This is a genomic window from Zoogloea sp. (assembly GCF_023150065.1).
Classification (GTDB): domain Bacteria; phylum Pseudomonadota; class Gammaproteobacteria; order Burkholderiales; family Rhodocyclaceae; genus Zoogloea.
The window spans coordinates 327,932-352,638 of record NZ_JAKLLN010000001.1 but is presented as its reverse complement, the minus strand read 5'-3'; the positions used below and the strand labels follow the sequence as shown (position 1 = coordinate 352,638).

The following is a 24,707-nucleotide window of genomic DNA, read 5'->3' as shown; positions in this document are numbered from 1 at the left end:
TGACTCAATCAACCCGATGGGCTTCGGCCAGATAATCGCGGGAGCGCATCTCGATCAGGCGGCTGACGGTGCGATGGAACTCGCTGGCCTGACGGCCTTCCACGTAGAGGTCGTAGGCCTGGCACTCGGCACTGACCAGCAGCTTGACCCTATGGTCGTAGAGCACGTCGATCAGCCAGGTGAAGCGCCGCGCCTCCGAAGCCATGGCGGCGCTCATCCTGGGCACACGGGAGAGGATCAGGGTGTGGTGCTCCCGGGCGATCTCCAGGTAGTCGTTCTGGGAACGGTTGCCGCCGCACAGGGTGTCGAAGTCGAACCAGATGACGCCCGGCGCCTTGCGCTGCACCTTGAGCTTGCGCTCCAGCACCTCGATCTCGCCGGCCTCGCCCTTGGTGCCGGCGATCTTCTCGAAGTCGCTGGCCAGGTGCTTGTCGGCCGTGTCATCGCCGGGCACCAGGAAGGCGTCCATCTGCTCCAGGGTGCGCAGGCGATAGTCGGTGCCATGATCCACCTCGACCACGTCGAAGCGACGCTTGATCATGTCGATGGTCGGCAGGAAGTTGATGCGCTGCAGACCGTTGGGATACAGGCCATCCGGCGGATAGTTGGAGGTCATCACGAAGATGGTCCCCCGGGCGAACAGGGCGTCGAGCAGGCGGCCGAGGATCATCGCGTCGGCGATGTCGGACACGTGGAACTCGTCGAAGCACAGCAGGCGGGTCTGGCGGGCGATACGGTCCGCCACCTTCTGCAGGGGGTCGGCTTCGTTGTTGAGGTTCTTCAGGTCGTTCTGCACTTCCTGCATGAAGGCATGGAAGTGCACCCGGCGCTTGCGCTGGTAGGGCACCGAGTCATAGAAGCAGTCCATCAGAAAGCTCTTGCCACGCCCCACGCCCCCCCAGAAATAGACACTGCGGGGCTGCTTGGGCCGGGACAGCAACTTGCGCAGGGTGCCCTTGCGGGCGGCCTTGAAGGCAACCAGCTCGGAATACAGGCCCTGCAGGCGCTGGGCAGCAGCACGCTGGGCCGGATCGGATTTGAAACCGCGGGCCTTGAGGGTGGCGTCGTAGGCCTCGAGCATGCCGTGCTCGGCAACCTTGAGAATTCGATGGGGCATCGTCGTGACGTGTTCTTATGGGGTGCTGCGGATGGAAACGGGGGTGGTGAGGCATTTTACGCCTGACCACCCCCGGCTGACGCAGGGGCCGGCAAACCGGCCCCCGGCGATCAGAAGTGCAGAGGACGCTTGTCCACCGCCAGGGCGGCTTCGTGGACGACTTCCGACAGGGTCGGGTGAGCGTGGCAGATGCGCGCCAGATCCTCGGACGCACCGGCAAACTCCATGGTCACCACGGCCTCGCCGATCAGCTCGGAGGCGTTGGAGCCGATGATGTGCACGCCGAGGATGCGGTCGGTGTTGGCATCGGCAATCATCTTGACGAAGCCCGCCGGGGTACCGGCGCCCAGGGCACGGCCGTTGGCCATGAACGGGATCTTGCCAACCTTGTAGGCGGCGCCTTCGGCCTTGAGCTGCTGCTCGGTCTTGCCCACCCAGGCGATTTCCGGGGAGGTGTAGATGACCCAGGGGATGGTGTCGAAGTTGGTGTGGCCCTTCTGACCGGCAAGGGTCTCGGCCACGGCAACGCCTTCTTCCATGGCCTTGTGGGCCAGCATCGGGCCGCGCACCACGTCGCCCACCGCCCATACGCCGGACAGGTTGGTCTGGTTGTGGCCGTTCACGTCGATGAAACCACGCTCGTCGAGCTTGAGGCCGACGGCTTCGGCGTTGAGACCGGCGGTGTTGGGCACGCGGCCGACGGAGACGATCAGGCGGTCGAACTCGGCCTTCTGGGCGCCATCCTTGGTTTCGTACTCAACGGTAACCGACTTCTTGCCCACGGAGACCTTGCCGACCTTGACGGACAGCTTGATGTCCAGGCCCTGCTTGGTGAACAGCTTGAGGGCTTCCTTGGCCAGATCCTGGTCGGCGGCGCCGAGGAAGCTGTCCATGGCTTCGAGGATGGTCACTTCGGAACCGAGGCGCTTCCAGACCGAACCCATTTCGAGACCGATCACGCCGGAACCGATGAGGCCGAGGCGCTTGGGAACGGTGTCGATATCCAGAGCGCCGATGTTGTCGCACACCAGCTTGTTGTCCACGGGGATGCCGGGCAGGTGACGGGCGGTGGAGCCGGTGGCCACGATCACGTTCTTGGCCTCGACGACCTCGTCGCCCACCTTGACCTGCCAACCGGCATCGGTCTTGGCGACGAAGGAACCGTGCCCCGCCAGGAAGGTGACCTTGTTTTTCTTGAACAGGCCCTTGATGCCGGCGGTGAGCTGCTCGACGATCTTGGACTTGCGGCCGATCATCTTGGCCACGTCGATCTTCGGAGTGCCGACGGAGATGCCCTGCTCTTCAAAGGCATGACCGGCTTCCTCGAACAGGTGCGAGGTGTGCAGCAGTGCCTTGGACGGGATGCAGCCCACGTTGAGGCAGGTGCCACCCAGACGGGGCTCGCCCTTCGGGTCGGCATACGGATTGGATTCGGCGCAGGCCGTGTTGAAACCGAGTTGTGCGGCGCGGATTGCAGCCACGTAGCCACCGGGACCACCGCCGATGACCAGAACGTCGAATTGCTTCGCCATGTGTGTTCTTCCTTGTTCGGATTGAAACAAGGCACGGCGGCGGCAGACGAGCTGCCGCGGCCGTGCCTCAGGTCAGTGAGATCAGACGTCCAGCAGCAGACGGGCCGGATCTTCCAGGGCTTCCTTCATGGTCACCAGGCCAAGGACGGCTTCGCGGCCGTCGATGATGCGGTGGTCGTAGGACATGGCGAGGTAGTTGATCGGACGCACGACGACCTGACCATTTTCCACCACGGCGCGGTCCTTGGTGGCATGGATGCCGAGGATCGCGGACTGGGGCGGGTTGATGATCGGAGTGGACATCATGGAACCGAACACACCACCGTTGGAGATGGAGAAGGTGCCACCGGTGAGCTCTTCGATGGAGATCTTGCCGTCCTTGGCCTTCTGGCCGTATTCGGCGATCTTCTTCTCGATGTCGGCCACAGACATCTGGTCGGCATCACGCAGGATGGGCACCACCAGGCCACGGGGGGAACCGACAGCGATGCCGATGTCGATGTAGCCGTGGTAGACGATGTCGTTGCCATCGACCGAGGCGTTCAGGATGGGGAACTTCTTGAGGGCGGCGACGGCAGCCTTCACGAAGAAGCCCATGAAGCCCAGACGCACGCCGTGAGCCTTCTCGAACTTGTCGGCGTACTGCTTGCGCAGGGCCATGACCGGCGCCATGTTGACCTCGTTGAAGGTGGTCAGGATGGCGTTTTCGTTCTTGGACTGGATCAGGCGCTCGGCGATGCGGGCACGCAGACGGGTCATGGGAACGCGCTGTTCGGCACGGTCGCCGGTGGCAACGGCCACGGCAGGCGCTGCAGCGGCGGCAGCCTTGGGCTGGGCAGCCACGGCGTCTTCCTTGGTCACACGACCACCACGGCCCGAACCGGCGACGTCGCCAGCAGCGATGCCCTTCTCGTCGAGGATCTTGCGGGCAGACGGGCTGGCAGCGCTGACGGCAGCAGCCGGAGCAGCGGCGGCAGGGGCAGCAGCCGGAGCGGCAGCAGCAGCCGGTGCGCCGGCGGCGGCCTTGGCTTCGGTGTCGATGGTGGCGATGACTTCGCCGGAGGTCACGGAGTCGCCGCCGTTCTTGACGATCTTGACCAGCACGCCGTCGGCCGGAGCCGGGGTCTCGAGCACGACCTTGTCGGTCTCGATGTCGATCAGGTTCTCATCGCGGGAAACGGCGTCGCCTTCCTTCTTGTGCCAGCTCACCAGCGTGGCTTCGGAAACGGACTCGGACAGTTGCGGCACTTTGACTTCGATCAGCATGTTTTCTCCCTCTTGTTCAATTCGGCACGGACATGGGCATCAGGCTTTGATTTCGCCAAACGCATTTTCGATAACTGCCTTTTGTTGCGCATTGTGCTTGGCGTAGTAGCCGACGGCCGGCGAGGCCGCAGCCGGACGGGACACCAGCAGGAACTTGTGCTTGTCGCCCAGCGCACTGTCCAGATGGTGGCGGGAGGCCAGCCAGTACCACACGCCCTGGTTACGGGGCTCTTCCTGGCACCACACCACTTCCTTGGCGTTGGGGTACTTGTTCACCTCGGCAGCGAAAGCTTCGGCCGGGAACGGATAGAGCTGCTCAAGGCGAATGATGGCGATGTCCTTGATGTCGTTGGCACGGCGGTGGGCCAGCAGCTCGTAGTAGATCTTGCCGGAGCAGGCAACCACGCGCTTGACCTTCTTGGCCTCGAGCTCGTCCACTTCACCGATGACGGTCTGGAACGTACCCTTCGACAGGTCATCCAGGGAAGAGATGGCATCCTTGTGGCGCAGCAGCGACTTCGGCGTGATGATCACCAGGGGCTTGCGGATCTTGCGCAGGGCCTGGCGACGCAGCAGGTGGAAGATCTGCGACGGGCCGGAGGGGATGCACACTTCCATGTTCATCTCGGCGCACAGCTGCATGTAGCGTTCGATACGGGCAGATGAGTGCTCCGGGCCCTGGCCTTCGTAGCCGTGGGGCAGCATCATGACCAGACCGCACTGACGACCCCACTTGGCTTCGCCGGAGCTGATGAACTGGTCCATCACCACCTGGGCGCCGTTGGCGAAGTCGCCGAACTGGGCTTCCCAGATCACGAGCTGGTTGGGCTCGGCGGACGCGTAGCCGTATTCGAAGGCCAGCACGGCTTCTTCGGACAGCACGGAATCGTAGCAGTAGAACGGACCCTGACCCTCGCGGATGTTCTGCAGCGGGTAGAAGGTGCCATCGTGCCACTGGTCGCGGTTCTGGTCGTGCAGCGCGGCGTGGCGGTGGAAGAAGGTGCCACGGCCCACGTCCTCACCGGACAGACGGATGCCGAAGCCCTGCACCACCAGACTGGCATAGGCCAGGTTCTCGGCCATGCCCCAGTCGAAGGGCAGCTTGCCATCGCCCATGGCCTTGCGGTCGTCGATGATCTTCTGCACGCGGGGGTGCAGGGTGAAACCATCGGGGGTGGTGGTCAGCGACTTCGACAGACGCTTCAGCTCTGCCATCGGAACCTTGGTGTCGCACTTGTCGGTGTACTTCTTGCCAACGTACGGACCCCAGTCCTGGGAGAACTGACGCTTGAAGTCGGACAGCACGGGGTTGGTCAGCAGCTCGCCACGATCCAGGGCTGCGCGGTAGTCCTTGATGAAGACGTCCGGCTCGTCGGCCTTGCAGACGCCCAGCTGGACCAGCTTGTCAGCGTAGATCTTGCGGGTGCCGGGGTGCTTGGCGATCTTCTTGTACATCAGCGGCTGGGTCACCATCGGCTCGTCGGCCTCGTTGTGGCCGAGCTTGCGGTAGCAGACGATGTCGACAACCACGTCTTTCTTGAACTGCTGGCGGTATTCCACGGCCAGGCCCATGACGAAGGCCACGGCTTCCGGATCGTCGCCATTGACGTGGAAGATCGGGGACTCACCCATCTTGAAGATGTCGGTGCAGTACAGGGACGAACGGTAGTCGCGGGGATCGGAGGTGGTGAAGCCGATCTGGTTGTTCACCACGATATGGATCGTGCCGCCCGTGCCATAGCCGCGGGTCTGGGCGAAGTTGAGCATTTCCTGGTTGACGCCCTGACCGGCAACGGCGGCATCGCCGTGGATCAGGACGGGCACGACCTCGGCCTTGCCGTTGGCACCGCGACGGGTCTGACGGGCATACACCGAGCCTTCGACCACGGGGTTCACGATTTCCAGGTGGGACGGGTTGAAGGCCAGGGTCAGGTGCACCGGACCACCCGTGGTCATCACGTCGCTGGAGAAGCCCATGTGGTACTTCACGTCACCGGCCGACAGATCGGACGCAGCCTTGCCTTCGAACTCGGAGAACAGCATGCTCGGCGACTTGCCGAGGGTGTTCACCAGCACGTTCAGACGGCCACGGTGAGCCATGCCGATGACGATCTCCTGGACGCCCTTGCTGCCCGCCACGCGGATCAGCTCGTCCATGGCAACGATGGTGCTCTCGCCACCTTCCAGGGAGAAGCGCTTCTGGCCCACATACTTGGTGTGCAGGTAGCGCTCCATGGTCTCGGCGGCAGTCAGGCGCTCGAGGATGCGACGCTGATGCTCGGCCGGGAAGGCGGGACGACCGCGGGTCGGCTCGAGGCGGGCCTGGATCCAGCGCTTCTCGGCGATGTCCGTCATGTACATGTACTCGGCGCCGATGGAGCCGCAGTAGGTCTGACGGACTGCATCAAGGATCTCGCGCAGGGTGGCATGATCGCCCGGCAGGCCGTGGAAGGAGCCGGTGTTGAAGGTCTGGTTGAGATCCGCCTCGGTGAAGCCGTAGTGGGACAGCTCGAGTTCGTGGATCTCCGGGCGCTCGGTACGCTTCAGCGGATCAAGCTGGGCCCAGCGGGTACCCAGGAAGCGGTGGGCATTGATGAGCTGGAGCACACCGACCTGCTTCTGATCGGTACCGGCAGCGACCACGGTGCGCACCGGGCCGCGCTTCGCCATTTCGGCAAAGGCGTTGATGATCGGGTAGTGAGCAACGTCAGGGCCCTTGCCCGGGACGTTCTGGAGGGAATCAAAGTACTTCCGCCATTCTTCGGAGACGGAGTCCGGATTGTCGAGATAGTTCTCGTAGAGCTCTTCGACGAACGGCGCGTTGGAGCCGAACAGTTGGGAGCTCTCAAAAAGCTGTTTCATCATGGGCGACCACCTGGTTTTTATCGTGTCTTTTTGAATTGACTTGCTACGGTGGGGAGAAATCCCTGATCGTCAGATACCTGTGGATAAACGAAGCGGGATGCCCGTTTCATGGCACCCCGCATCGTTTCTCCTATTTCCCCCTCCCCCTCCGGGCAATACTTAAGCGCGCTGGTCCAGCGGCTTGACGTCGCGGCGAGCGGCGCCGATGTACAGCTGACGCGGACGACCGATCTTGTATTCCGGATCGGTGATCATTTCTTCCCACTGCGTCATCCAGCCGACCGTGCGGGCCAGCGCGAAGATGCAGGTGAACATTTCCGTCGGGATGCCAAGCGCCTTCTGGACGATGCCGGAGTAGAAGTCCACGTTCGGGTAGAGCTTCTTCTCGACAAAGTACGGATCTTCGAGGGCGATCTTCTCGAGTTCCATGGCCAGCTTGAAGAGGCGGTCGTTCTCGAGGCCGAGTTCGCCGAGGACTTCGTGGCAGACCTTGCGCATCAGCTTGGCGCGGGGATCGAAGTTCTTGTAGACGCGGTGGCCAAAGCCCATCAGCTTGAAGCTGTCGTTCTTGTCCTTGGCACGGGCGATGTACTCGCTCACACGGGACACGTCACCGATCTCTTCCAGCATCTGCAGGCAGGCTTCGTTCGCACCACCGTGAGCCGGGCCCCACAGGCAGGCGATACCGGCAGCGATACAGGCGAAGGGGTTGGCACCGGAGGAGCCGGCCAGACGGACCGTGGAGGTGGAGGCGTTCTGCTCGTGGTCGGCATGCAGCGTGAAGATCACGTCCAGGGCACGCACCAGCACCGGATTCGGCACGTACTTCTCGCACGGATTGCCGAACATCATGCGCATGAAGTTCGCGGTGTAGTCCAGATCGTTGTCCGGGTACATGAACGGCATGCCGGTGTTGTACTTGTAGGCCATGGCGACGATGGTCGGCATCTTGGCCACGAGGCGGTTGAAGCTGATGTTGCGGTGTTCGACGTCCGAGAAGTCCATGGCGTCGTGGTAGAACGCGGACAGGGCGCCCACAACACCGGTCATGACGGCCATCGGGTGAGCGTCACGACGGAAGCCGGAGTAGAACTTGGACAGCTGCTCGTGAACCATCGTGTGCTTCTTGATGGTGCTTTCGAAGTCGAACTTCTGGGCGGCATTGGGCAGCTCGCCGTTCTTCAGAAGATAGGTGACTTCGAGGAAGTTGCAGTTGTCAGCCAGTTGCTCGATGGGGTAGCCGCGATACAGCAGCTCGCCCTTGTCACCGTCGATATAGGTGACCTTGGACTGGCAGCTGGCAGTCGACAGGAAGCCGGAGTCGTAAGTGAAATACCCGGTCTTTCCGCCAAGGGTGCGAATGTCGATCACATCGTTGCCGTGCGTCCCCGACATGATCGGAAACTCTACGGACTTGCCATCTACGGTCAGTGCAGCAGTGCGTTGCGTGGTCATGTTTTGGTCCCTTTTCCCTGTTGAAACTCCAGCTCCCTAGCGGCCGGGCTGCTCCGTCAACGTTCCCGGAGCAGCTCGACCATTTCCTTCCAGCGATCTTTTTCGACCGGCCTGCTGCCGTTGACCATGGCCCAGAGGTCATGGTCCTCGACCAGCAGCAGGTCGTCGAGATCCGCCAGTTGATCGTCGGTCAGACGATCAAAGTGCCGATCGAGGAAACGCGTGAACACCAGATCGAGCTCGAGAAGAGCCCGACGGCACTGCCAGCGCACGCGCCCCCTGTTCAGCGTCATACGGCGCGACGCAGCATCATGTCCTTGATCTTGCCGATGGCCTTGGTGGGGTTGAGACCCTTCGGGCACACATCGACGCAGTTCATGATCGAGTGACAACGGAACAGACGATACGGATCCTCGAGGTTGTCGAGGCGCTCGCCGGTAGCCTGGTCGCGGGTATCCGCGAGGAAGCGGTACGCAGCCAGCAGGCCGGCGGGGCCGACGAACTTGTCGGGGTTCCACCAGAAGGACGGGCAGCTGGTGGAACAGCAGGCGCACAGGATGCACTCGTAAAGGCCATTCAGCTCTTCACGGTCTTCCGGGGTCTGCAGGCGCTCGCGCTCGGGTGCCGGATCGTTGTTGATCAGGTACGGCTTGATCGAGTGGTACTGCTTGAAGAACTGGGTCATGTCGACGATCACATCACGCACAACCGGCAGGCCGGGCAGCGGACGGATGGTGATCGGCTGGGCCAGCTCGTCGATGGCGGTCAGGCAGGCCAGACCGTTCTTGCCGTTGATGTTCATGGCGTCAGAACCACACACACCTTCACGGCAGGAGCGACGGAAGGACAGGGTGTCGTCTTTGGCCTTCAGGCGGACCAGCGCGTCCAGCAGCTTCTTGTCGGACTCCTCGAGCTCGACGGAGATGTCCTGCATGTACGGCTTGTCGTCCTTGTCCGGATCGTAGCGGTAAATCTTGAACTGTACGGTTCGCTTGCTGCTCATGTTCTATTCTCCGGAACGCTCAGTAGGTACGCTTGGCGAGCGCGATCGGCTCGACTTCGGGGGACAGCGGCTGCAGGTTGACCGGCTTGTAATCAAGACGGTTGCCTTCGCTGAACCACAGCGTGTGCTTGAGCCAGTTCTTGTCGTCACGGCCGTTCGGGGTTTCGGCGCAGTCGATCGCATCGTCACGCACGTGGGCACCACGGGATTCCTTGCGGGCCTCGGCGGAGATCATGGTGGCCTTGGCCACTTCGATCAGGTTGTCGAGTTCGAGAGCCTCGGTGCGGGCGGTGTTCCAGACCTTGGACTTGTCCTTGATCTGGGTCTTCTTGGCGCGCTCGGCGACTTCCAGAATCTTGGTGACGCCTTCCTTGAGGATGTCCGCAAAACGGAACACACCAGCATGCTTCTGCATGGTGCGCTGCATCTCGAGGCGGACCTCATGCACGTCCTCGCCGTTGGTCTGGGACTCCAGACGGGCGATACGGGCCAACGACACGTCGGCAGCGTTCTCGGGCAGCGGCTTGAGGGTGAGCTGACCGGACTTGAAGTCACTCACCACGGTCTCACCGGCGGCCTTGCCGAACACCAGCAGATCGAGCAGCGAGTTGGTGCCGAGACGGTTGGCACCATGCACGGAAGCGCAGGCACATTCGCCAGCGGCGTAGAAGCCCGCCACGGGCACGTTCGGGTTGCCATCCTTCGGCACCACGACCTGACCCTTGTAGTTGGTCGGAATACCGCCCATCTGGTAGTGACAGGTCGGAACCACGGGGATCGGCGCCTTGATGGGATCAACGCCAGCGAACTGGATGGAGATCTCGCGGATGCCGGGCAGGCGCTTGTTGATGGTCTCGGGCGAAAGGTGGGTAATGTCGAGGAGCACGTGATCCTTGTCGGAACCACAGCCGCGGCCCTCATTGATCTCGGTCACCATGGAACGGGATACCACGTCGCGGGAGGCCAGATCCTTCAGGTTGGGCGCATAGCGCTCCATGAAGCGCTCGCCGGAGGCGTTACGCAGGATGCCGCCTTCGCCGCGCACACCCTCGGTGATCAGCACGCCCGCGCCGGCCACGCCGGTGGGGTGGAACTGCCAGAACTCCATGTCTTCCAGCGGAATGCCGGCACGTGCGGCCATACCGACACCGTCACCGGTGTTGATGAAGGCGTTGGTGGAGCTGTAGTAGATGCGACCGGCACCGCCGGTGGCGAAGATGGTGGCCTTGGCATGGAAGATCGACACTTCGCCGGTTTCCATTTCCATGGCCGTCACGCCGAGCACATCACCGTCCGCGTTGCGGATCAGGTCCATCGCCATCCACTCGACAAAGAACTGGGTGTTGGCACGGACGTTGCGCTGGTACAGGGCATGCAGCATGGCATGGCCGGTCCGGTCGGCTGCCGCACAGGAGCGGGACACCGGGGTCTGGCCGTAGTTCTGGGAGTGGCCACCGAAGGGGCGCTGGTAGATCTTGCCGTTATCGGTGCGGTCGAAGGGCATGCCGAAGTGCTCAAGCTCTACGACGACCTCGTTGGCCTTCTTGACCATGAACTCGATGGCATCCTGATCGCCCAGCCAGTCCGACCCCTTGACGGTGTCGTACATGTGCCAGTGCCAGTTGTCCTCGGTGGAATTGCCGAGGGACGCAGCAACGCCACCCTGCGCGGCAACGGTGTGGGAGCGGGTCGGGAAGACCTTGGTCAGGACGGCGGTTCTCATCCCCGCTTCGGAAAGCTGGAGAGCCGCACGCAAGCCAGCGCCACCAGCGCCGACGATCACTGCATCAAAAGTATGCTTTGCGACTTTCACTTACAGCCTCCACAGAATCTGAGCAGCCCAGCCGGCATAGCCGACGAGCAGAAGAGCAACGACCGAATGCAGGGTCAGACGAATGCCGGTCGGCTTGATGTAATCCATGAAAATGTCCCGCACGCCGATCCAGGCATGGAAGAACAGCGACATGAAGAACAGGAAGGTTGCAAACTTCATGAAACCGCCGCTGAAGATCGCACGCCAGCTCTCGTAGGAGGCATCTGGCATGGTCAGCACGCAAATTGCGAAGAGGACGGTGTAGATCGCCATGACAACGGCGGTGACGCGCTGGGCGAGCCAATCACGGAAACCGTAATGGGCGCCGACAATGACAGGCTTTACCATACTTTGGCCACCAGAATGACAGTGAGGATGAGGCTGACGATCAGCACGAGACGAGCGCTGGACACGGCGGACTGCTTGTCGACGCCAACATGAAGGTCCAGCAGCAGGAAGCGGATGCCCGCGCAGAAATGATGCAGATACGCCCACACCAGACCCGACAGGATCAGCTTGACGAAGACGTTATTGACGACTTCCTTGAAGGAGACGAAAGACTCGGGAGAGCCCACGCTGTTACCGAAAAGCGCAAGCAGCACCGGAAGCATCAGAAAAAGGCCCACACCACTGACCCGATGCAGGATCGAGACTTTTCCGGGTAACGGAAGCCTGATCTCGTTCAGCGCCAGATGCTTCGGGCGCTGTTTCTTCAAAATCACCTCTGCCATAAATATTCCCTCTAGCAAATTACGACCGAAAGGCCGCACTCTTCCCACACGACAAAATTATAAGTATATACCCTTACCAACCACTGACAGGCCGGGCACCCCTGCCAATTCAAATCAATCAATTAAGCTCGTTCAGATAATAGTGATCGGCTGTTGAATAAAGACCACGCCGCCACTCGACCGGCCTGTCACCGTAGGTATAAGTGACACGCTCCACCGACAGCAGCGGAGTCCCCTCCACAACCCCCAGCGTTTCACTGGTCATGCGGTCGGCCGCCACGGCACGGATACGCTCTTCGGCGCGAATCATGCGCACCCCGAAGCGAGTCTCGAAGAGGCTGTACAGGGAACCATGCGCCCCCTGGAGAACCTCCATCGTCAATCCGTGGAAGATCTCGCCCGGGAGATAGATTTCGTCGATGACAACAGGCCGCCCCGAGAACTTCAGCAATCGCCGCAGAATCGTCACCGGAGCACCCAACTCAATCCCCAGCATGCGTGCAGCTTCATTTCCCGCCTTGGCTTTCCAGCAATCAAGGGGCACACTCTGGGGGTGAGCAAGATCGCCATCCACCGGCACGAGGCGAAGAAAGCGGAAAAGCGCGCGGGGGTCATTATGGGAAGCCACATAGGTTCCCTTGCCCTGCTTGCGGACAAGCAGATTTTCCGCCGCCATTTCGTCAATGGCCTTGCGGACGGTGCCTTGACTCACATTGAAGCGCAGGGCGAGTTCCTGCTCGCTGGGAATGGCCTGCCCCGGCCGCCACTCGGCGGACTCCAAAGCGTTCAACATCAGATTCTTGATCTGACGGTACAGGGGGCTGAAGGTGGGCGATTCGGGTCGCATTCATGTATTGAATCACACTTTTTCAGAGCAGTCCATGGGATGTCTTTTATCTTATATAAGACATCAGACATGGAATTGACAGCCTTGAAAAATGTCCATACGATTCATCTGTTGACCGGTCAGGCACTGATCGAGTGTTCAACCACCATCGCGACAGCTGGAAGGCGGCGCGAAGCAGCAGTATCGAATCGATAACACTTCTTTCCTTGAGGGAGTATCAACAATGGCAAAAGCCCCCGTTCGTGTCGCAGTCACCGGCGCCGCCGGCCAGATCGGTTACAGCCTCCTGTTCCGCATCGCCAGCGGTGAAATGCTGGGCAAGGATCAGCCCGTCATCCTTCAGCTCCTCGACCTCCCCCAAGCCCAGAAGGCTGTCAAGGGCGTGATGATGGAACTGGAAGACTGTGCCTTCCCGCTGCTGGCCGGCATGGTCGCCACTGACGACCCCAACGTCGCCTTCAAGGACGCTCAGGTGTGCCTGCTCGTCGGCGCCCGCCCCCGCGGCCCCGGCATGGAGCGCAAGGACCTGCTGACCGAAAACGCCAAGATCTTCACCGTCCAGGGCGCAGCCATCGGCCAGCACGCCAGCCCCGACGTCAAGGTCCTGGTTGTCGGCAACCCCTGCAACACCAACGCCTACATTGCCAAGGAAATCGCCGTCAAGTACGGCCGCGTCAATGCCAAGAACTTCACCGGCATGCTGCGCCTGGACCACAACCGCGCCCTGTCCCAGCTCGCTGGCAAGACCGGCCGTGAAGTGTCCAGCCTGAAGAACCTGGTCGTCTGGGGCAACCACTCCCCCACGATGTACGCCGACTACCGCTTCACCACCTCCAACGGCGACAAGGTGCCGGCGCTGGTGAATGACGAAGCATGGAACCGCGACGTGTTCCTGCCGACCGTCGGCAAGCGTGGCGCTGCGATCATCGAAGCCCGCGGCCTCTCCTCCGCCGCCTCCGCCGCCAATGCCGCCATCGACCACATCCGTGACTGGGTGCTCGGCTCCAACGGCGAATGGGTCACCATGGGCATCCCGTCCGACGGCTCCTACGGCATCCCCGAAGGCATCATCTACGGTTTCCCGGTCACCACCGAAAACGGCGAATACAAGATCGTTCAGGGCCTGGAGATCGATCAGTTCTCCCGCGAGCGCATGACCCACACCCTCAACGAACTCCTCGAAGAGCGTGACGGCGTCAAGGATCTGCTGGGCTGATCACGCCCGACAGCATCCTGCCGCAGGATCAGACGCGGGGGCGGAAACGCCCCCGCGTTTTTTTGTTGACCGGTTTTTGCTAATCTCCGCCCATCTGCACCCTGCCCACTTCACATATGTCCTCCCTGCCCCATCCCGAGCACGTGCTCTTCCAGGGTGAAAAGCCCTTCCCCGTCCTCCCCGCCGTCGACCACTACGCCGGCAGCGAAAAGCTGATGCGCAAGGCGCTGACGCTGCAGCAGGAGCTCGGCCCCGTCTTCGACATCACCTGCGACTGTGAGGATGGTGCCCATGCCGGAGCCGAAGCGGCACATGCGGAGATGGCCGCGGCGCTGGTGATGTCCGACGAAAATCGCTTCGGCCGGGTCGGCGCACGCATTCATGACATCACCCACCCGCACTGGGAGCAGGACGTGGAGATTCTGGTCAGTCGCGCCGGGCGTCGCCTGGCCTTTCTGACCATTCCCAAGCCGCGCAGCGTCGCCGATGCCGCGCGCCAGATCGAGAGCATCCGCAACGCCGAAGAACGGCACGGGATCGACAGGGAAATCCCTGTCCACGTCCTGATCGAAACTCACGGCGCACTTCGGGACGCGTGGGATATCGCCGCACTCGACAGGGTCGAGTCTCTCGATTTCGGCCTGATGGATTTCGTCAGCGGACACCACGGCGCCATCCCCGGCAGCGCCATGCGTAGCCCCGGACAGTTCGATCACCCCCTGGTAGCCCGCGCCAAGTGCGACATTGCCGCAGCCTCGCTGGCCAACGGTGTGGTGCCTTCCCACAACGTGACCACCGAGCTGAAAGACCTGGATTACATCCGCCGCGACGCCGAAAGAGCGCGCCGGGAATTCGGCTACCTGCGCATGTGGAGCATCCACCCGAATCAGATCGTCCCCATCGTCGAAGCCATGCGCCCGGACTTCTCCGAGGTCGAGGACGCCGCCGCCATCCTGATCGCAGCCCAGGATGCAGGCTGGGGGCCGATACAGCACGCCGGAAAACTCCATGACCGGGCTTCCTACCGCTATTACTGGGAACTCCTGAAACGTGCCCGTGCAACCGGCATGGACCTGCCCCCAGAAGCGGCCACACGCTTCTTCTGAGCCAGTGCAGCGCGCAGGCAGGCAACAAAAAAGCCCGGCTGAATACCGGGCTTTTTTGTTATTCAGGGCTGCCGGAAATCAATCCGGCAGTGCGAGCGCGTTGTCCGTGCTGAACTGGTAGTCCTTGAACACATGCTCGGCAGTAAGGATCTGGTAATTACCGTCCTCACCTTTGCGGGAAGTGTCTTTCAGGCGATACGTGTAGTGCCCGCAGGTCCACAGGTCGAAATTGCGCATGTGCGTACACATGCAGGTCTTCTCCATCACCGAGATCTTCTTTACGCCCGGGTGCAGCTCCACCTGCCGGTTATAGGCATCGATGTAGGAACAGTTGCCGGTACTGTCGAGAAGGTAGCCATACGCCTCACAGTTGGGGCGGATGCCGGAGCCGATTGCCGGACTCCCGGTCAGCATGCGCATCGGATAGCCCGTCGGTGAAATCTGGTTCACCACGATCTCGTCCTCGCTGGCCTTGAAATAGTGCTGCTGGACATCCTCGGGCAGACCGCATTCGTGGGTCACGGTGAAACGCGTGGCAACCTGGACGGCACCCGCGCCATTCTCAAGGAAGGACACCGCGTCGCTACCGGTGAAGATGCCGCCCGCCGGAATCAGGGGAATATCGAGCTTCTCGGCAATCAGCCAGGCCTGGATCTCGGCGACGATGGTGGCCAGGTCATATTTGGCCCAGTCCATGCCGAAACCCAGGTGCCCCCCCGCCAGCGGGCCTTCAACCACCACGTAGTCAGGCATGCGGTTGGTGCGGGCACTCTTGCGCAGGAACAACTGCAATGCGCGAAGGGAGGACACGATGATGCCGAGCTTCGCGTCGCGGAAACGCGGATGGTCTTCGATCAGCGCGAAGGAGCCGAGATGAAGACCCGCGGCCAGGGTAATGCCGTCGGCCCCCGCATCGAGCGCGGAAGCGAGGCGCACGCGAAGAGTCTCCTTCGGTGCGTTCATGGTCAGCTTTTCCATGCAGTTCACGAAGACCATGCCCGACCCACGCTTGGCCTCCATGGTGCGCCCCACATGCAGACGGGTGGCCTCGGCAAGCTGACCGAGATCGAACTGGACAACAGACTTGTCCGAGTTGGCGACGTTATACTTGTACTGCTTCAGCTTGTCCTTGACGTACTTGGTATTGAAGCGACGGTCCGCGACCGTCTTGACCATTGCATCCGAGATGTGACCGATCCCGCCCAGGCGAGCAGCCTCCAGTGCCAGATCTGCAGTGGAGATATCCACCCCCATGCCGCCGATCACGATTGGCACCAACTCCTGCTTGCCGAAGCGCAAACGGAAATCATCAACTCGTTTCATGAAACCCCTTCCAGACAGACGTGAAGTGCCACATTGGCGACAGGCCGGCTGCGACCTAACGCAGTATTATCTCATCGCCCCCGTCCATTCGCTGCGTCTTGGATCAAGGAAAAGCACCGGAAGTTGCGCAAAATCATCGAATTCCGACTCTCATCTGCCAGCCGAACAGGATGTCCCCACGGGGCGACGTAAATTTGTTACTTTCGCGAGCGCGGATAAAGTCACGAAGTCCGCTAAAATCACGCTTCCGAAGTTGCCTGCTGCCTGATGTCCCAACCCACGCCTCCCCCTCATGAATGCGCTGTACTGTTTGCCGATCTGGTCGGCAGCACCCAGCTATATCAGCGCGTGGGCGACAAGTCGGCCTTCGAGGTCGTGGACAAGAGCATCCGCGCCATGCGCATCGCGGTCGAAACCAAGGGTGGGCGCGTCGTCAAACACACCGGCGATGGCCTGATGGCCGTGTTCCGGGATTCGGACAGTGCCGCCGACGCCACCCTCGCTATTCACCAGACCATCAAGGAACTCCCGGCCGCGCCCGAACAGCGCCTGGCCGTGAGGATCGGCTTCCACTTCGGCGCCGTCGTCGCCAGCGGCACGGACGTCTTCGGTGATACCGTCAATTTCGCCGCCCGACTGGCCGAGCTGGCTTCACCGGGCAAGGCCATCACCGCTGCTGAAACAGCCCGTCGCCTGGGCCCCGAGTGGCGTTCGGTACTGCACACGCTGCCGCCACGGGTCATCCGAGGCGTGACCCGGCCAGTCGAGCTGTGTGAATTGATGTGCGAAGCCGTGGGCGAGCTGACTATCGTCCAAAGCGACCACTTCCTGCTCGAGACAGAACCGGAACTGCGGCTCTACCTCGATGCCATGGCCCTGACGCTCAACGCCACCAAGCCCAGCGCGCGCATCGGCCGGGACCCGGCGGCCGACCTGGTGATCGCCGACACCCAGTCATCCCGGCGTCACGCCGAGATCGAATTGCGCGGCGACAAGTTCGTGCTGATCGACCGCAGCAGCAACGGCACCTTTGTGCAGATCGATGGCGAACGGGAGTTCCTGCTGTCCCGCGAGGAAGTCGTGCTGCGCGGCCGCGGGCACTTCGCCCTCGGTCGCAGTTGCGCCAACAGCCCGCAGGTCGTCAGCTTCGTCTGCATCTGAGCGCCCCGCCACCGCGGAACGCGCCCATCACCCCCTAAGCGCTTCGCCCAGCGCCCTGCCGCCCAGGGCAACCGCCTCGTTCGACTGGGGGAAGAATTTTCCGAGGGTGAAAAAGCCATGCACCATGCCCTCGAATTCGTGCACCTTTACCGCCACCCCCGCCTCGCGCAGCGCGTCCGCATAGGCCTTGCAGTCATCGGTCAGCGGATCGCAACCCGCAACGATGAAGGCGGCCGGAGGCAGCGCGTCGAAACGCCCGGCCAGCAGCGGCGACGCGCGCCAGTCCTGCCAGTCATCCTGATTGGGAAGATACTTCTCGAAGAACCAGGCCAGGCTCTCCGTATCCAGAAAGAAGCCGTTCGCGTAGGTTCGCCGTGAAGGGCGCTGACTGAGGATGTCGGTGCACGGATAGATCAGCAGCTGCAGGGCGGCCTGGGGCCCGCCCCGATTGCGCATCTGCAGGGCCGTCACGGCACTCAGGGTTCCTCCTGCGCTATCACCGGCCAGGGCAAAGCGTGCCGGATCGATCCCCAGCAACGCAGCGTTGGCCAACGACCAATCCACTGCCCGTTGCGCGTCATCCACCGGCGCCGGGAAGGGATGCTCGGGAGCCAGGCAATAATCGACGGACAAGACCGCACATCCGCTGTGATTGGCCAGTTCGCGACACAACACGTCATAGCTGGGGATATTTCCGACGCACCAGCCACCGCCATGAAAGTAGAAGGTGACAGGCAGAGCCTCGTCGGGCCGGGAATGAAGCGGCCGGTACAGCCGGGCCATGATCACGCCGTCGCGGGCGTGGGGCCGCGGGATGGGCACATCGGTTACCGAGGCCACCGCAGGTGCTTCAGGGCGAAGGGTGAACTGAAGTTTCTCGAAGGAATGACGCGCCTGGTGCACATCCAGCTCATGGAAACGGGGAGCGCCGACGCGGTAAACCATGTCGAGCAGAGCCTTGGCTTGAGGATCGAGGGCCATGGGGAGCAGTCCGGGATGAAACGACAATCGGAAATATTGCCCTCGGCCGCAAGGTGACCGGACACAGAACACGCCGCATTTGCGGCGAGGCGCCCGGCCCGCTACCATGCGCGACTTTCCGAAGAACAGCGTCGCGCGGCGAGAGCCTGAGGAAAACTGGTGCCGAGAGTGGGACTCGAACCCACACACCTTGCGGCGGCGGATTTTGAATCCGCTGCGTCTACCGATTCCGCCATCCCGGCATGGGAAGCCGCGCATTATCTACGAAACATCCGACTGCATCAACACATGGCCTGGAACCTCGACGACTTTGACTATGTGCTCCCCGACGAGCTGATCGCCCAGGCACCGCTGGATCGCCGCACCGACAGCCGCCTGTTGCGGGTGCAGCCCGAGCTGGCCGACCTGCACTTTGCCGACCTGCCCACCCTCCTCAACCCCGGCGACCTGCTGGTCTTCAATGACACCCGGGTTCTGCATGCACGCCTGTTCGGCACCAAGGACACCGGCGGTCAGGTGGAGGTGATGATCGAGCGCCCCCTGGGCCAGCACGAAGCCCTGGCCCAGATCCGCGCCAGCAAATCGCCCAAGCCGGGCACCCGGCTCCATCTCGAAGGAGCGCTCGACGTCGAGGTACTCGGCCGCGCCGGTGAGTTCTTCCACCTGCGCTTTCCCGACAGCGACGACCTGGTCGCCCTGCTTGAACGCCATGGCCGCCTGCCACTGCCGCCATACATTGAGCGCGCCGCCGGCAACACGGACGAATCCCGCTACCAGACCGTCTACGCCCGCAGCCCGGGCTCGGTTGCCGCGCCCACGGCCGGCCTGCATTTCGACGAAGCCCTGCTGGCCCGCCTGGCCGGGCAAGGTATCAACAGCGCCTTCGTGACCCTGAACGTGGGCGCCGGCACCTTCCAGCCGGTCCGCGTCCACGACCTGTCCGAACACCGCATGCACACCGAGGCCTACTTTGTGCCCGAAGCCACCGTCGCTGCCATCACCGCCACCCGGGCGGCCGGCCACCGGGTGATCTGCGTGGGCACCACCAGCATGCGCGCACTGGAATCGGCCGCCCGCTCCGGCCCCCTGCGGGCAGGCGAGGCGGAAAGCGACCTTTTCATCCTTCCCGGCTACGAATTCCAGGTGGCAGACGGCCTCATCACCAACTTCCATCTCCCGAAATCCACCTTGCTGATGCTCGTCTCCGCCTTCGCCGGCATGGACACCATCCGCCGCGCCTACGCCCACGCCATCGAACAGCGTTACCGCTTCTTCAGCTACGGCGACGCCATGTTCCTGACCCGGACCGCCCCATGAAATACGAACTCCTCGCCACCGACGGCGGCGCCCGCCGCGGCCGTCTCACGCTCAACCACGGCACCGTGGAAACCCCGGCCTTCATGCCGGTCGGCACCTATGGCACCGTCAAGGGCATCTCGCCCCAGGATCTGCGCGACATCGGCGCCCACATCTGCCTGGGCAACACCTTCCACCTTTGGCTGCGTCCGGGGCTGGAAGTCATCGAGGCTTTCGGCGGCCTGCATCAGTTCATGGCCTGGGACGGCCCCATCCTCACCGACTCCGGCGGTTTCCAGGTGTTTTCCCTCGGCGCCCTGCGCAAGATCACCGAGGAAGGCGTGCGCTTCAGCTCGCCGGTGAATGGCGACAAGCTCTTCCTCACCCCCGAAGAGTCCATGCGCATCCAGAAGGTGCTCAACTCCGACGTGGTGATGATCTTCGACGAGTGCACGCCCTACCCCGCCACCGTCACCGAAGCTGCCGACTCCATGCGCCTGTCCCTGCGCTGGGCGCAGCGCTCCAAGGACGAATTCACCCGCCTGGAAAACGACAACGCCCTCTTTGGCATCGTCCAGGGCGGCATGTATGAAAACCTGCGCGACGAATCCCTCGCCGGCCTGGAAGACGTCGGCTTCCACGGCTACGCCATTGGCGGCCTGTCGGTGGGCGAGCCCAAGGACGACATGCAGCGCATCCTGCACCACACCGCACCGCGGCTGCCCAAGGACAAGCCACGCTACCTGATGGGCGTCGGCACCCCCGAAGACATCGTGTTTTCCGTGCAGGCCGGCATCGACATGTTCGACTGCGTGATGCCCACCCGCAACGCCCGCAACGGCTGGCTGTTCACCCGCCACGGCGACATCAAGATCCGCAACGCCCGCTACAAGAAGGACACCCGCCCCCTCGACGACTCCTGCGACTGCTACACCTGCCGCAACTTCTCCCGGGGCTACCTGCACCACCTCAACCGCCTCAACGAGATTCTCGGCGCACGCCTGGCCACCATCCACAACCTGCACTATTACCAGCAACTGATGCGCGATCTGCGCGACGCCATCGCCGCCGGCAGCCTCAGCGACTACGTCGCCCGCTTCCATCGGGAGCGTGCCGGCCAGGGGCTCTGAGACCCGCCCAAAGTGCGGGCTGAAGCTGCGGCTTCGCCCGCCCGGGCCTTGCCGCTATAATCGCGCCTTTGCCCCGCTTCCTCCCATGCAGGTCTTCCGCGGAATTCCCGAGCGCTCCGACCACGGCTGCGTGCTCACCATCGGCAACTTCGATGGCGTGCATCGCGGCCATCAGACCTTGCTCGCGAAGCTGACGGCCAAGGCACAGGCCACCGGCCTGCCCTCCGCCGTGCTCACCTTCGAGCCGCACCCGCGGGAATACTTCACCCACGAGAACCGGCCGATCCGCCTCACCTCCCTGCGCGAGAAGATCCAGCGCATCGCCGACCAAGGGGTCGACCGCCTCTACATCGGCCGCTTCAACACCCGCTTTGCCGCCCTCACCGCCGAACAGTTCATTGAGGACATCCTGATCCGCGGCCTGTGCGCGCGGCAGGTGATGATCGGTGACGACTTCCGCTTCGGCAGGGGGCGCAAGGGCGACTTTGCCATGCTCCAGGCCGCAGGCAGCCAGGCCGGCTTCACCGTGGAGGCCATGCATACCCTGGTCCATGAGGGGGAGCGCGTCTCCAGCTCCGCCGTGCGTAGCGCCCTCGCCGAAGGCGACATGCCCCATGCAGCACGTCTCCTGGGCCGCCCCTACAGCATCAGCGGGCGCGTCATGCACGGTGACAAGATCGGCCGCACCATCGGCTTTCCCACCGCCAACATCCAGCTCAAGCACCGCAGCCCGCCGCTGATGGGTATCTACACCGTCAGCGTCGAAGGCCTGGCTGACCGGCCGTGGCCCGGCGTCGCCAGTGTAGGCGTCCGCCCCACCATCAACGACGCCGGCCGGCCGACCCTCGAAGTGCACCTCTTCGACTGGAACACCGAATGTTATGGCGCGCATCTCAAGGTCAACTTCCTGGCCAAGCAGCGGGACGAAGAACGCTACGACACCCTTGAAGCCCTGACCGCCCAGATCGCCCGCGACGCCGACCAGGCCCGCGCCTACTTCGCCCGGAATCCCCTCTGAATTCACAGTTCGCACCCATCATGTCCGACACCAGCAAGACCCTCAATCTGCCCGACACCCCCTTCCCCATGCGCGGCGACCTCGCCAAGCGCGAGCCCAAGTGGGTGGCCGAATGGCAGCAGCGCAAGCTCTACCAGAAGATCCGCAAGGCGTCGGCCGGCCGGCCCAAGTTCGTGCTCCACGACGGCCCTCCCTACGCCAACGGCAGCATCCACATCGGCCATGCGCTGAACAAGATCCTCAAGGACATCATCGTCCGCTCCAAGACCCTGGCCGGCTTCGACGCACCCTACGTGCCGGGCTGGGACTGCCACGGCCTGCCCATCGAGCACAAGATCGAGGTCACCCATGGCAAGGGCCTGCCCGCCGACAAGGTGCGCGAGCTGTGCCGTGCCTACGCCGCCGAGCAGATCGAGGAGCAGAAAAAGGACTTCATCCGCCTGGGCGTGCTCGGCGACTGGGACAAGCCCTACCGCACCATGGACTTCGGCAACGAAGCCGGTGAAGTGCGTGCCCTGGCCGAGATGGTCAAGCGCGGCTGGGTCTTCAAGGGCCTCAAGCCGGTCAACTGGTGCTTCGACTGTGGCTCGGCCCTGGCCGAAGCGGAAGTGGAATACCAGGACAAGCAGAGCCCGGCGGTGGACGTGGGCTTCCCCTGTGCCGAGCCCGAAAAGCTCGCCGCCGCCTTTGGCCTGGCCGCCCTGCCCGCCGGCAAGAACGCCTGGGCCGTGATCTGGACCACCACCCCGTGGACCATCCCCGCCAACCAAGCCCTCAACGCCCACCCCGAGCACGAATACGCCCTGGTGGACACCCCCCGCGGCCTGCTGCTGCTGGCCACCGAACTGGTTGAAGGCAGCCTCAAGCGCTTCGGCCTCGAAGGCAGCATCGTCGCCCGCACCCCGGGTGCCAGGCTCGAAAAGATCAACTTCCGCCATCCCTTCTACGACCGCCTGTCACCGGTCTTCGTGGCCGACTACGTGGGCCTCGACGCCGGCACCGGCATCGTCCACTCGGCCCCGGCCTATGGCCTGGAAGACTTCAACTCCTGCAAGGCCAACGGCTTCACCAACGACGACATCCTGACCCCGGTGCAGAGCAACGGCGTGTATGCCGAATCCCTGCCCTTCTTTGGCGGCCAGCACATCTGGAAGGCCAACCCGGCCGTCGTCGAGAAGCTCCAGGAAGTGGGCGCCCTCTTCTCCCACGAGAAGATCAGCCACAGCTACATGCACTGCTGGCGCCACAAGACTCCGCTGATCTACCGGGCCACCGCCCAGTGGTTCGTGGGCATGGACCTCAAGCCCAATGGCGGCCCGAGCCTGCGCGAACTCGCCCTCGGCGGCGTCGATGCCACCCAGTTCTTCCCGGCCTGGGGCCAGGCGCGCCTGCACGCCATGATCGCCAACCGGCCCGACTGGTGCATCTCGCGCCAGCGCAACTGGGGCGTGCCCATCCCCTTCTTCCTCCACAAGGCCACCGGCGAGCTGCACCCCCGCACCGTGGAACTGATGGAGCAAGTCGCCGCACGCATCGAGCAGGAAGGCATCGAGGCCTGGTTCAAGCTCCAGCCCGCCGAGCTGCTGGGGGCCGAGGCCGACCAGTACGACAAGATCAGCGACACCCTCGACGTGTGGTTCGACTCCGGCACCACCCACTGGCACGTGCTGCGCGGCTCCCACAATGACGGCCACGCCAGCGGCCCCCGCGCCGACCTCTACCTCGAAGGCTCCGACCAGCACCGCGGCTGGTTCCACTCCTCGCTCCTCACCGGCTGCGCCATCGACGGCCACCCGCCCTACAAGGCCCTGCTGACCCACGGCTTCGCCGTGGACGGCGCCGGCCGCAAGATGAGCAAGTCCCTGGGCAACGTGGTGGTTCCCCAGGAGGTCACCGGCAAGCTCGGCGCCGACATCCTGCGCCTGTGGGTCGCCTCCACCGACTACTCCGGCGAGCTGTCCATCTCCAAGGAGATCCTCGACCGCGTCGTCGAGGTGTATCGCCGCCTGCGCAACACCCTGCGCTTCCTGCTGGCCAACACCGCCGACTTCAACGCCGCCACCGACATGCTGCCCGTGTCCGAGTGGCTGGAGATCGACCGCTACGCCCTGGCCCTGACCCGCAAGCTGCAGACCCAGGCCGAGGCCGACTACGCCGGCTACGAGTTCCACCGCATCGTCCAGGCCCTGCAGAACTTCGCCGCCGAAGATCTGGGCGCTGTGTACCTCGACGTACTCAAGGATCGCCTCTACACCACCCAGGCCAAGTCGGTGGCCCGCCGCTCGGCCCAGAGCGCCCTGTGGCACATCCTGCAGACCGTGGTGAAGCTGATGGCCCCCATCCTGTCCTTCACCGCCGAGGAGATCTGGCAACTCCTCACCCAGGATGCCGACGACAGCGTGATGCTGCATGCCTTCCACAGCCTGCCCGCCCAGGACGGCGAGGACGCCCTGCTGGAGCGCTGGACCGCCATCCGCGCCATCCGCGCCGACGTGCAGAAGGAGATCGAAGCCGTGCGTGCCGCCGGTCAGGTGGGCTCCTCCCTGCAGGCCGAAGTGGAGATCCGCGCCACCGAAGGCAAGTACGCCCTCCTCGCCAGCCTGGCCGATGACCTGCGCTTTGTGCTGATCTGCTCGAAGAGCAGCCTCGTCCAGGTCGCCGCCGAAGCGGACGAAGCCATCCTGGTCACCCCGTCCACCCACAAGAAGTGCGAGCGCTGCTGGCATTACCGGGCCGATGTGGGCCACGACGCCGCCCATCCGGAACTTTGCGGCCGCTGCACGTCCAATCTGCACGGCGCCGGCGAAGCCCGCTCGGCCGCCTGAGCCCACGCCCCACAGGAGCCCA

At 63.3% G+C, this 24,707-nt stretch carries 20 protein-coding genes and 1 tRNA gene; 7 read left to right on the top strand and 14 right to left on the bottom strand.

Features of this window, described 5'->3' with window-relative positions; genetic code table 11:
• Positions 1 to 4: 4 nt before the first annotated feature.
• The 11 genes from zapE to L6Q67_RS01680 all read right to left on the bottom strand — a co-directional run bounded on the left by zapE (position 5) and on the right by L6Q67_RS01680 (position 12,629).
• Positions 5 to 1,117, bottom strand: a complete 1,113-nt coding sequence (zapE, locus tag L6Q67_RS01730; RefSeq protein ID WP_296564265.1) for a cell division protein ZapE — start codon at positions 1,115 to 1,117, stop codon at positions 5 to 7.
• Positions 1,118 to 1,227: 110 nt separating this feature from the next.
• Positions 1,228 to 2,649, bottom strand: a complete 1,422-nt coding sequence (gene lpdA, locus L6Q67_RS01725) for a dihydrolipoyl dehydrogenase (RefSeq protein ID WP_296564259.1) — start codon at positions 2,647 to 2,649, stop codon at positions 1,228 to 1,230.
• Positions 2,650 to 2,730: 81 nt separating this feature from the next.
• A complete protein-coding gene (odhB, locus tag L6Q67_RS01720) occupies positions 2,731 to 3,915 on the bottom strand; it encodes a 2-oxoglutarate dehydrogenase complex dihydrolipoyllysine-residue succinyltransferase (RefSeq protein ID WP_296564255.1) in 1,185 nt (394 codons plus the stop codon).
• 39 nt (positions 3,916 to 3,954) lie between these two features.
• The gene (locus L6Q67_RS01715; protein WP_296564253.1) at positions 3,955 to 6,780 is read right to left on the bottom strand and encodes a 2-oxoglutarate dehydrogenase E1 component; all 2,826 of its coding nucleotides are present in this window, start codon (positions 6,778 to 6,780) and stop codon (positions 3,955 to 3,957) included.
• A 159-nt stretch (positions 6,781 to 6,939) separates the two neighbouring features.
• On the bottom strand, positions 6,940 to 8,235 hold the full coding sequence (gltA, locus tag L6Q67_RS01710; protein WP_296564251.1) for a citrate synthase: 1,296 nt from the start codon (positions 8,233 to 8,235) through the stop codon (positions 6,940 to 6,942).
• A gap of 56 nt (positions 8,236 to 8,291) precedes the next feature.
• Positions 8,292 to 8,528, bottom strand: a complete 237-nt coding sequence (locus tag L6Q67_RS01705; protein WP_296564249.1) for a succinate dehydrogenase assembly factor 2 — start codon at positions 8,526 to 8,528, stop codon at positions 8,292 to 8,294.
• Positions 8,525 to 9,238, bottom strand: a complete 714-nt coding sequence (locus L6Q67_RS01700) for a succinate dehydrogenase iron-sulfur subunit (protein WP_296564246.1) — start codon at positions 9,236 to 9,238, stop codon at positions 8,525 to 8,527. The genes L6Q67_RS01705 and L6Q67_RS01700 overlap by 4 nt, the downstream gene beginning before the upstream one ends.
• A 19-nt stretch (positions 9,239 to 9,257) precedes the next feature.
• Positions 9,258 to 11,051, bottom strand: coding sequence for a succinate dehydrogenase flavoprotein subunit (gene sdhA / locus L6Q67_RS01695; protein WP_296564242.1), 1,794 nt, complete (start codon positions 11,049 to 11,051; stop codon positions 9,258 to 9,260).
• Positions 11,052 to 11,399 (bottom strand): succinate dehydrogenase, hydrophobic membrane anchor protein, encoded by a 348-nt coding sequence (sdhD, locus tag L6Q67_RS01690; protein ID WP_296564239.1) that lies wholly within the window; start codon positions 11,397 to 11,399, stop codon positions 11,052 to 11,054.
• Positions 11,393 to 11,782: a succinate dehydrogenase, cytochrome b556 subunit gene (gene sdhC, locus L6Q67_RS01685; RefSeq protein WP_296564237.1), complete on the bottom strand. Its 390-nt coding sequence runs from the start codon at positions 11,780 to 11,782 to the stop codon at positions 11,393 to 11,395. The genes sdhD and sdhC overlap by 7 nt, the downstream gene beginning before the upstream one ends.
• A 118-nt stretch (positions 11,783 to 11,900) precedes the next feature.
• Positions 11,901 to 12,629: a GntR family transcriptional regulator gene (locus L6Q67_RS01680; RefSeq protein ID WP_296564234.1), complete on the bottom strand. Its 729-nt coding sequence runs from the start codon at positions 12,627 to 12,629 to the stop codon at positions 11,901 to 11,903.
• A 223-nt stretch (positions 12,630 to 12,852) separates the two neighbouring features.
• Here L6Q67_RS01680 and L6Q67_RS01675 point away from each other — a divergent pair, with 223 nt between their 5' ends.
• Together L6Q67_RS01675 and L6Q67_RS01670 are read left to right on the top strand one after the other, a co-directional pair.
• Positions 12,853 to 13,845 carry a malate dehydrogenase gene (locus L6Q67_RS01675; protein WP_296564232.1) on the top strand — a complete coding sequence of 331 codons (993 nt, stop codon included), beginning with the start codon at positions 12,853 to 12,855 and terminating at the stop codon, positions 13,843 to 13,845.
• 116 nt (positions 13,846 to 13,961) lie between these two features.
• Positions 13,962 to 14,951: an aldolase/citrate lyase family protein gene (locus tag L6Q67_RS01670; RefSeq protein ID WP_296564229.1), complete on the top strand. Its 990-nt coding sequence runs from the start codon at positions 13,962 to 13,964 to the stop codon at positions 14,949 to 14,951.
• A gap of 78 nt (positions 14,952 to 15,029) precedes the next feature.
• Here the strand turns inward: L6Q67_RS01670 and L6Q67_RS01665 are convergent, their stop codons facing one another.
• Positions 15,030 to 16,274, bottom strand: coding sequence for a nitronate monooxygenase (locus L6Q67_RS01665; RefSeq protein WP_296564227.1), 1,245 nt, complete (start codon positions 16,272 to 16,274; stop codon positions 15,030 to 15,032).
• A 267-nt stretch (positions 16,275 to 16,541) separates the two neighbouring features.
• Here L6Q67_RS01665 and L6Q67_RS01660 point away from each other — a divergent pair, with 267 nt between their 5' ends.
• Complete coding sequence (locus L6Q67_RS01660) at positions 16,542 to 17,435, top strand: adenylate/guanylate cyclase domain-containing protein (RefSeq protein ID WP_296564224.1); 894 nt, start codon at positions 16,542 to 16,544, stop codon at positions 17,433 to 17,435.
• Positions 17,436 to 17,462: 27 nt separating this feature from the next.
• Here the strand turns inward: L6Q67_RS01660 and L6Q67_RS01655 are convergent, their stop codons facing one another.
• The gene (locus L6Q67_RS01655; protein WP_296564222.1) at positions 17,463 to 18,416 is read right to left on the bottom strand and encodes an alpha/beta hydrolase; all 954 of its coding nucleotides are present in this window, start codon (positions 18,414 to 18,416) and stop codon (positions 17,463 to 17,465) included.
• Positions 18,417 to 18,573: 157 nt separating this feature from the next.
• Positions 18,574 to 18,658, bottom strand: a tRNA-Leu gene (locus L6Q67_RS01650).
• A 46-nt stretch (positions 18,659 to 18,704) separates the two neighbouring features.
• Here L6Q67_RS01650 and queA point away from each other — a divergent pair.
• From queA to ileS, 4 genes are all read left to right on the top strand, one after another.
• Positions 18,705 to 19,733, top strand: a complete 1,029-nt coding sequence (gene queA / locus L6Q67_RS01645; RefSeq protein ID WP_296564219.1) for a tRNA preQ1(34) S-adenosylmethionine ribosyltransferase-isomerase QueA — start codon at positions 18,705 to 18,707, stop codon at positions 19,731 to 19,733.
• The gene (tgt, locus tag L6Q67_RS01640; RefSeq protein WP_296564215.1) at positions 19,730 to 20,842 is read left to right on the top strand and encodes a tRNA guanosine(34) transglycosylase Tgt; all 1,113 of its coding nucleotides are present in this window, start codon (positions 19,730 to 19,732) and stop codon (positions 20,840 to 20,842) included. The genes queA and tgt overlap by 4 nt, the downstream gene beginning before the upstream one ends.
• An 85-nt stretch (positions 20,843 to 20,927) precedes the next feature.
• Entirely contained in the window at positions 20,928 to 21,860 is a 933-nt protein-coding gene (locus L6Q67_RS01635; protein ID WP_296564212.1) for a bifunctional riboflavin kinase/FAD synthetase, read from the top strand.
• A gap of 20 nt (positions 21,861 to 21,880) precedes the next feature.
• Positions 21,881 to 24,685 (top strand): isoleucine--tRNA ligase, encoded by a 2,805-nt coding sequence (gene ileS / locus L6Q67_RS01630; protein WP_296564209.1) that lies wholly within the window; start codon positions 21,881 to 21,883, stop codon positions 24,683 to 24,685.
• Positions 24,686 to 24,707: the final 22 nt, after the last annotated feature.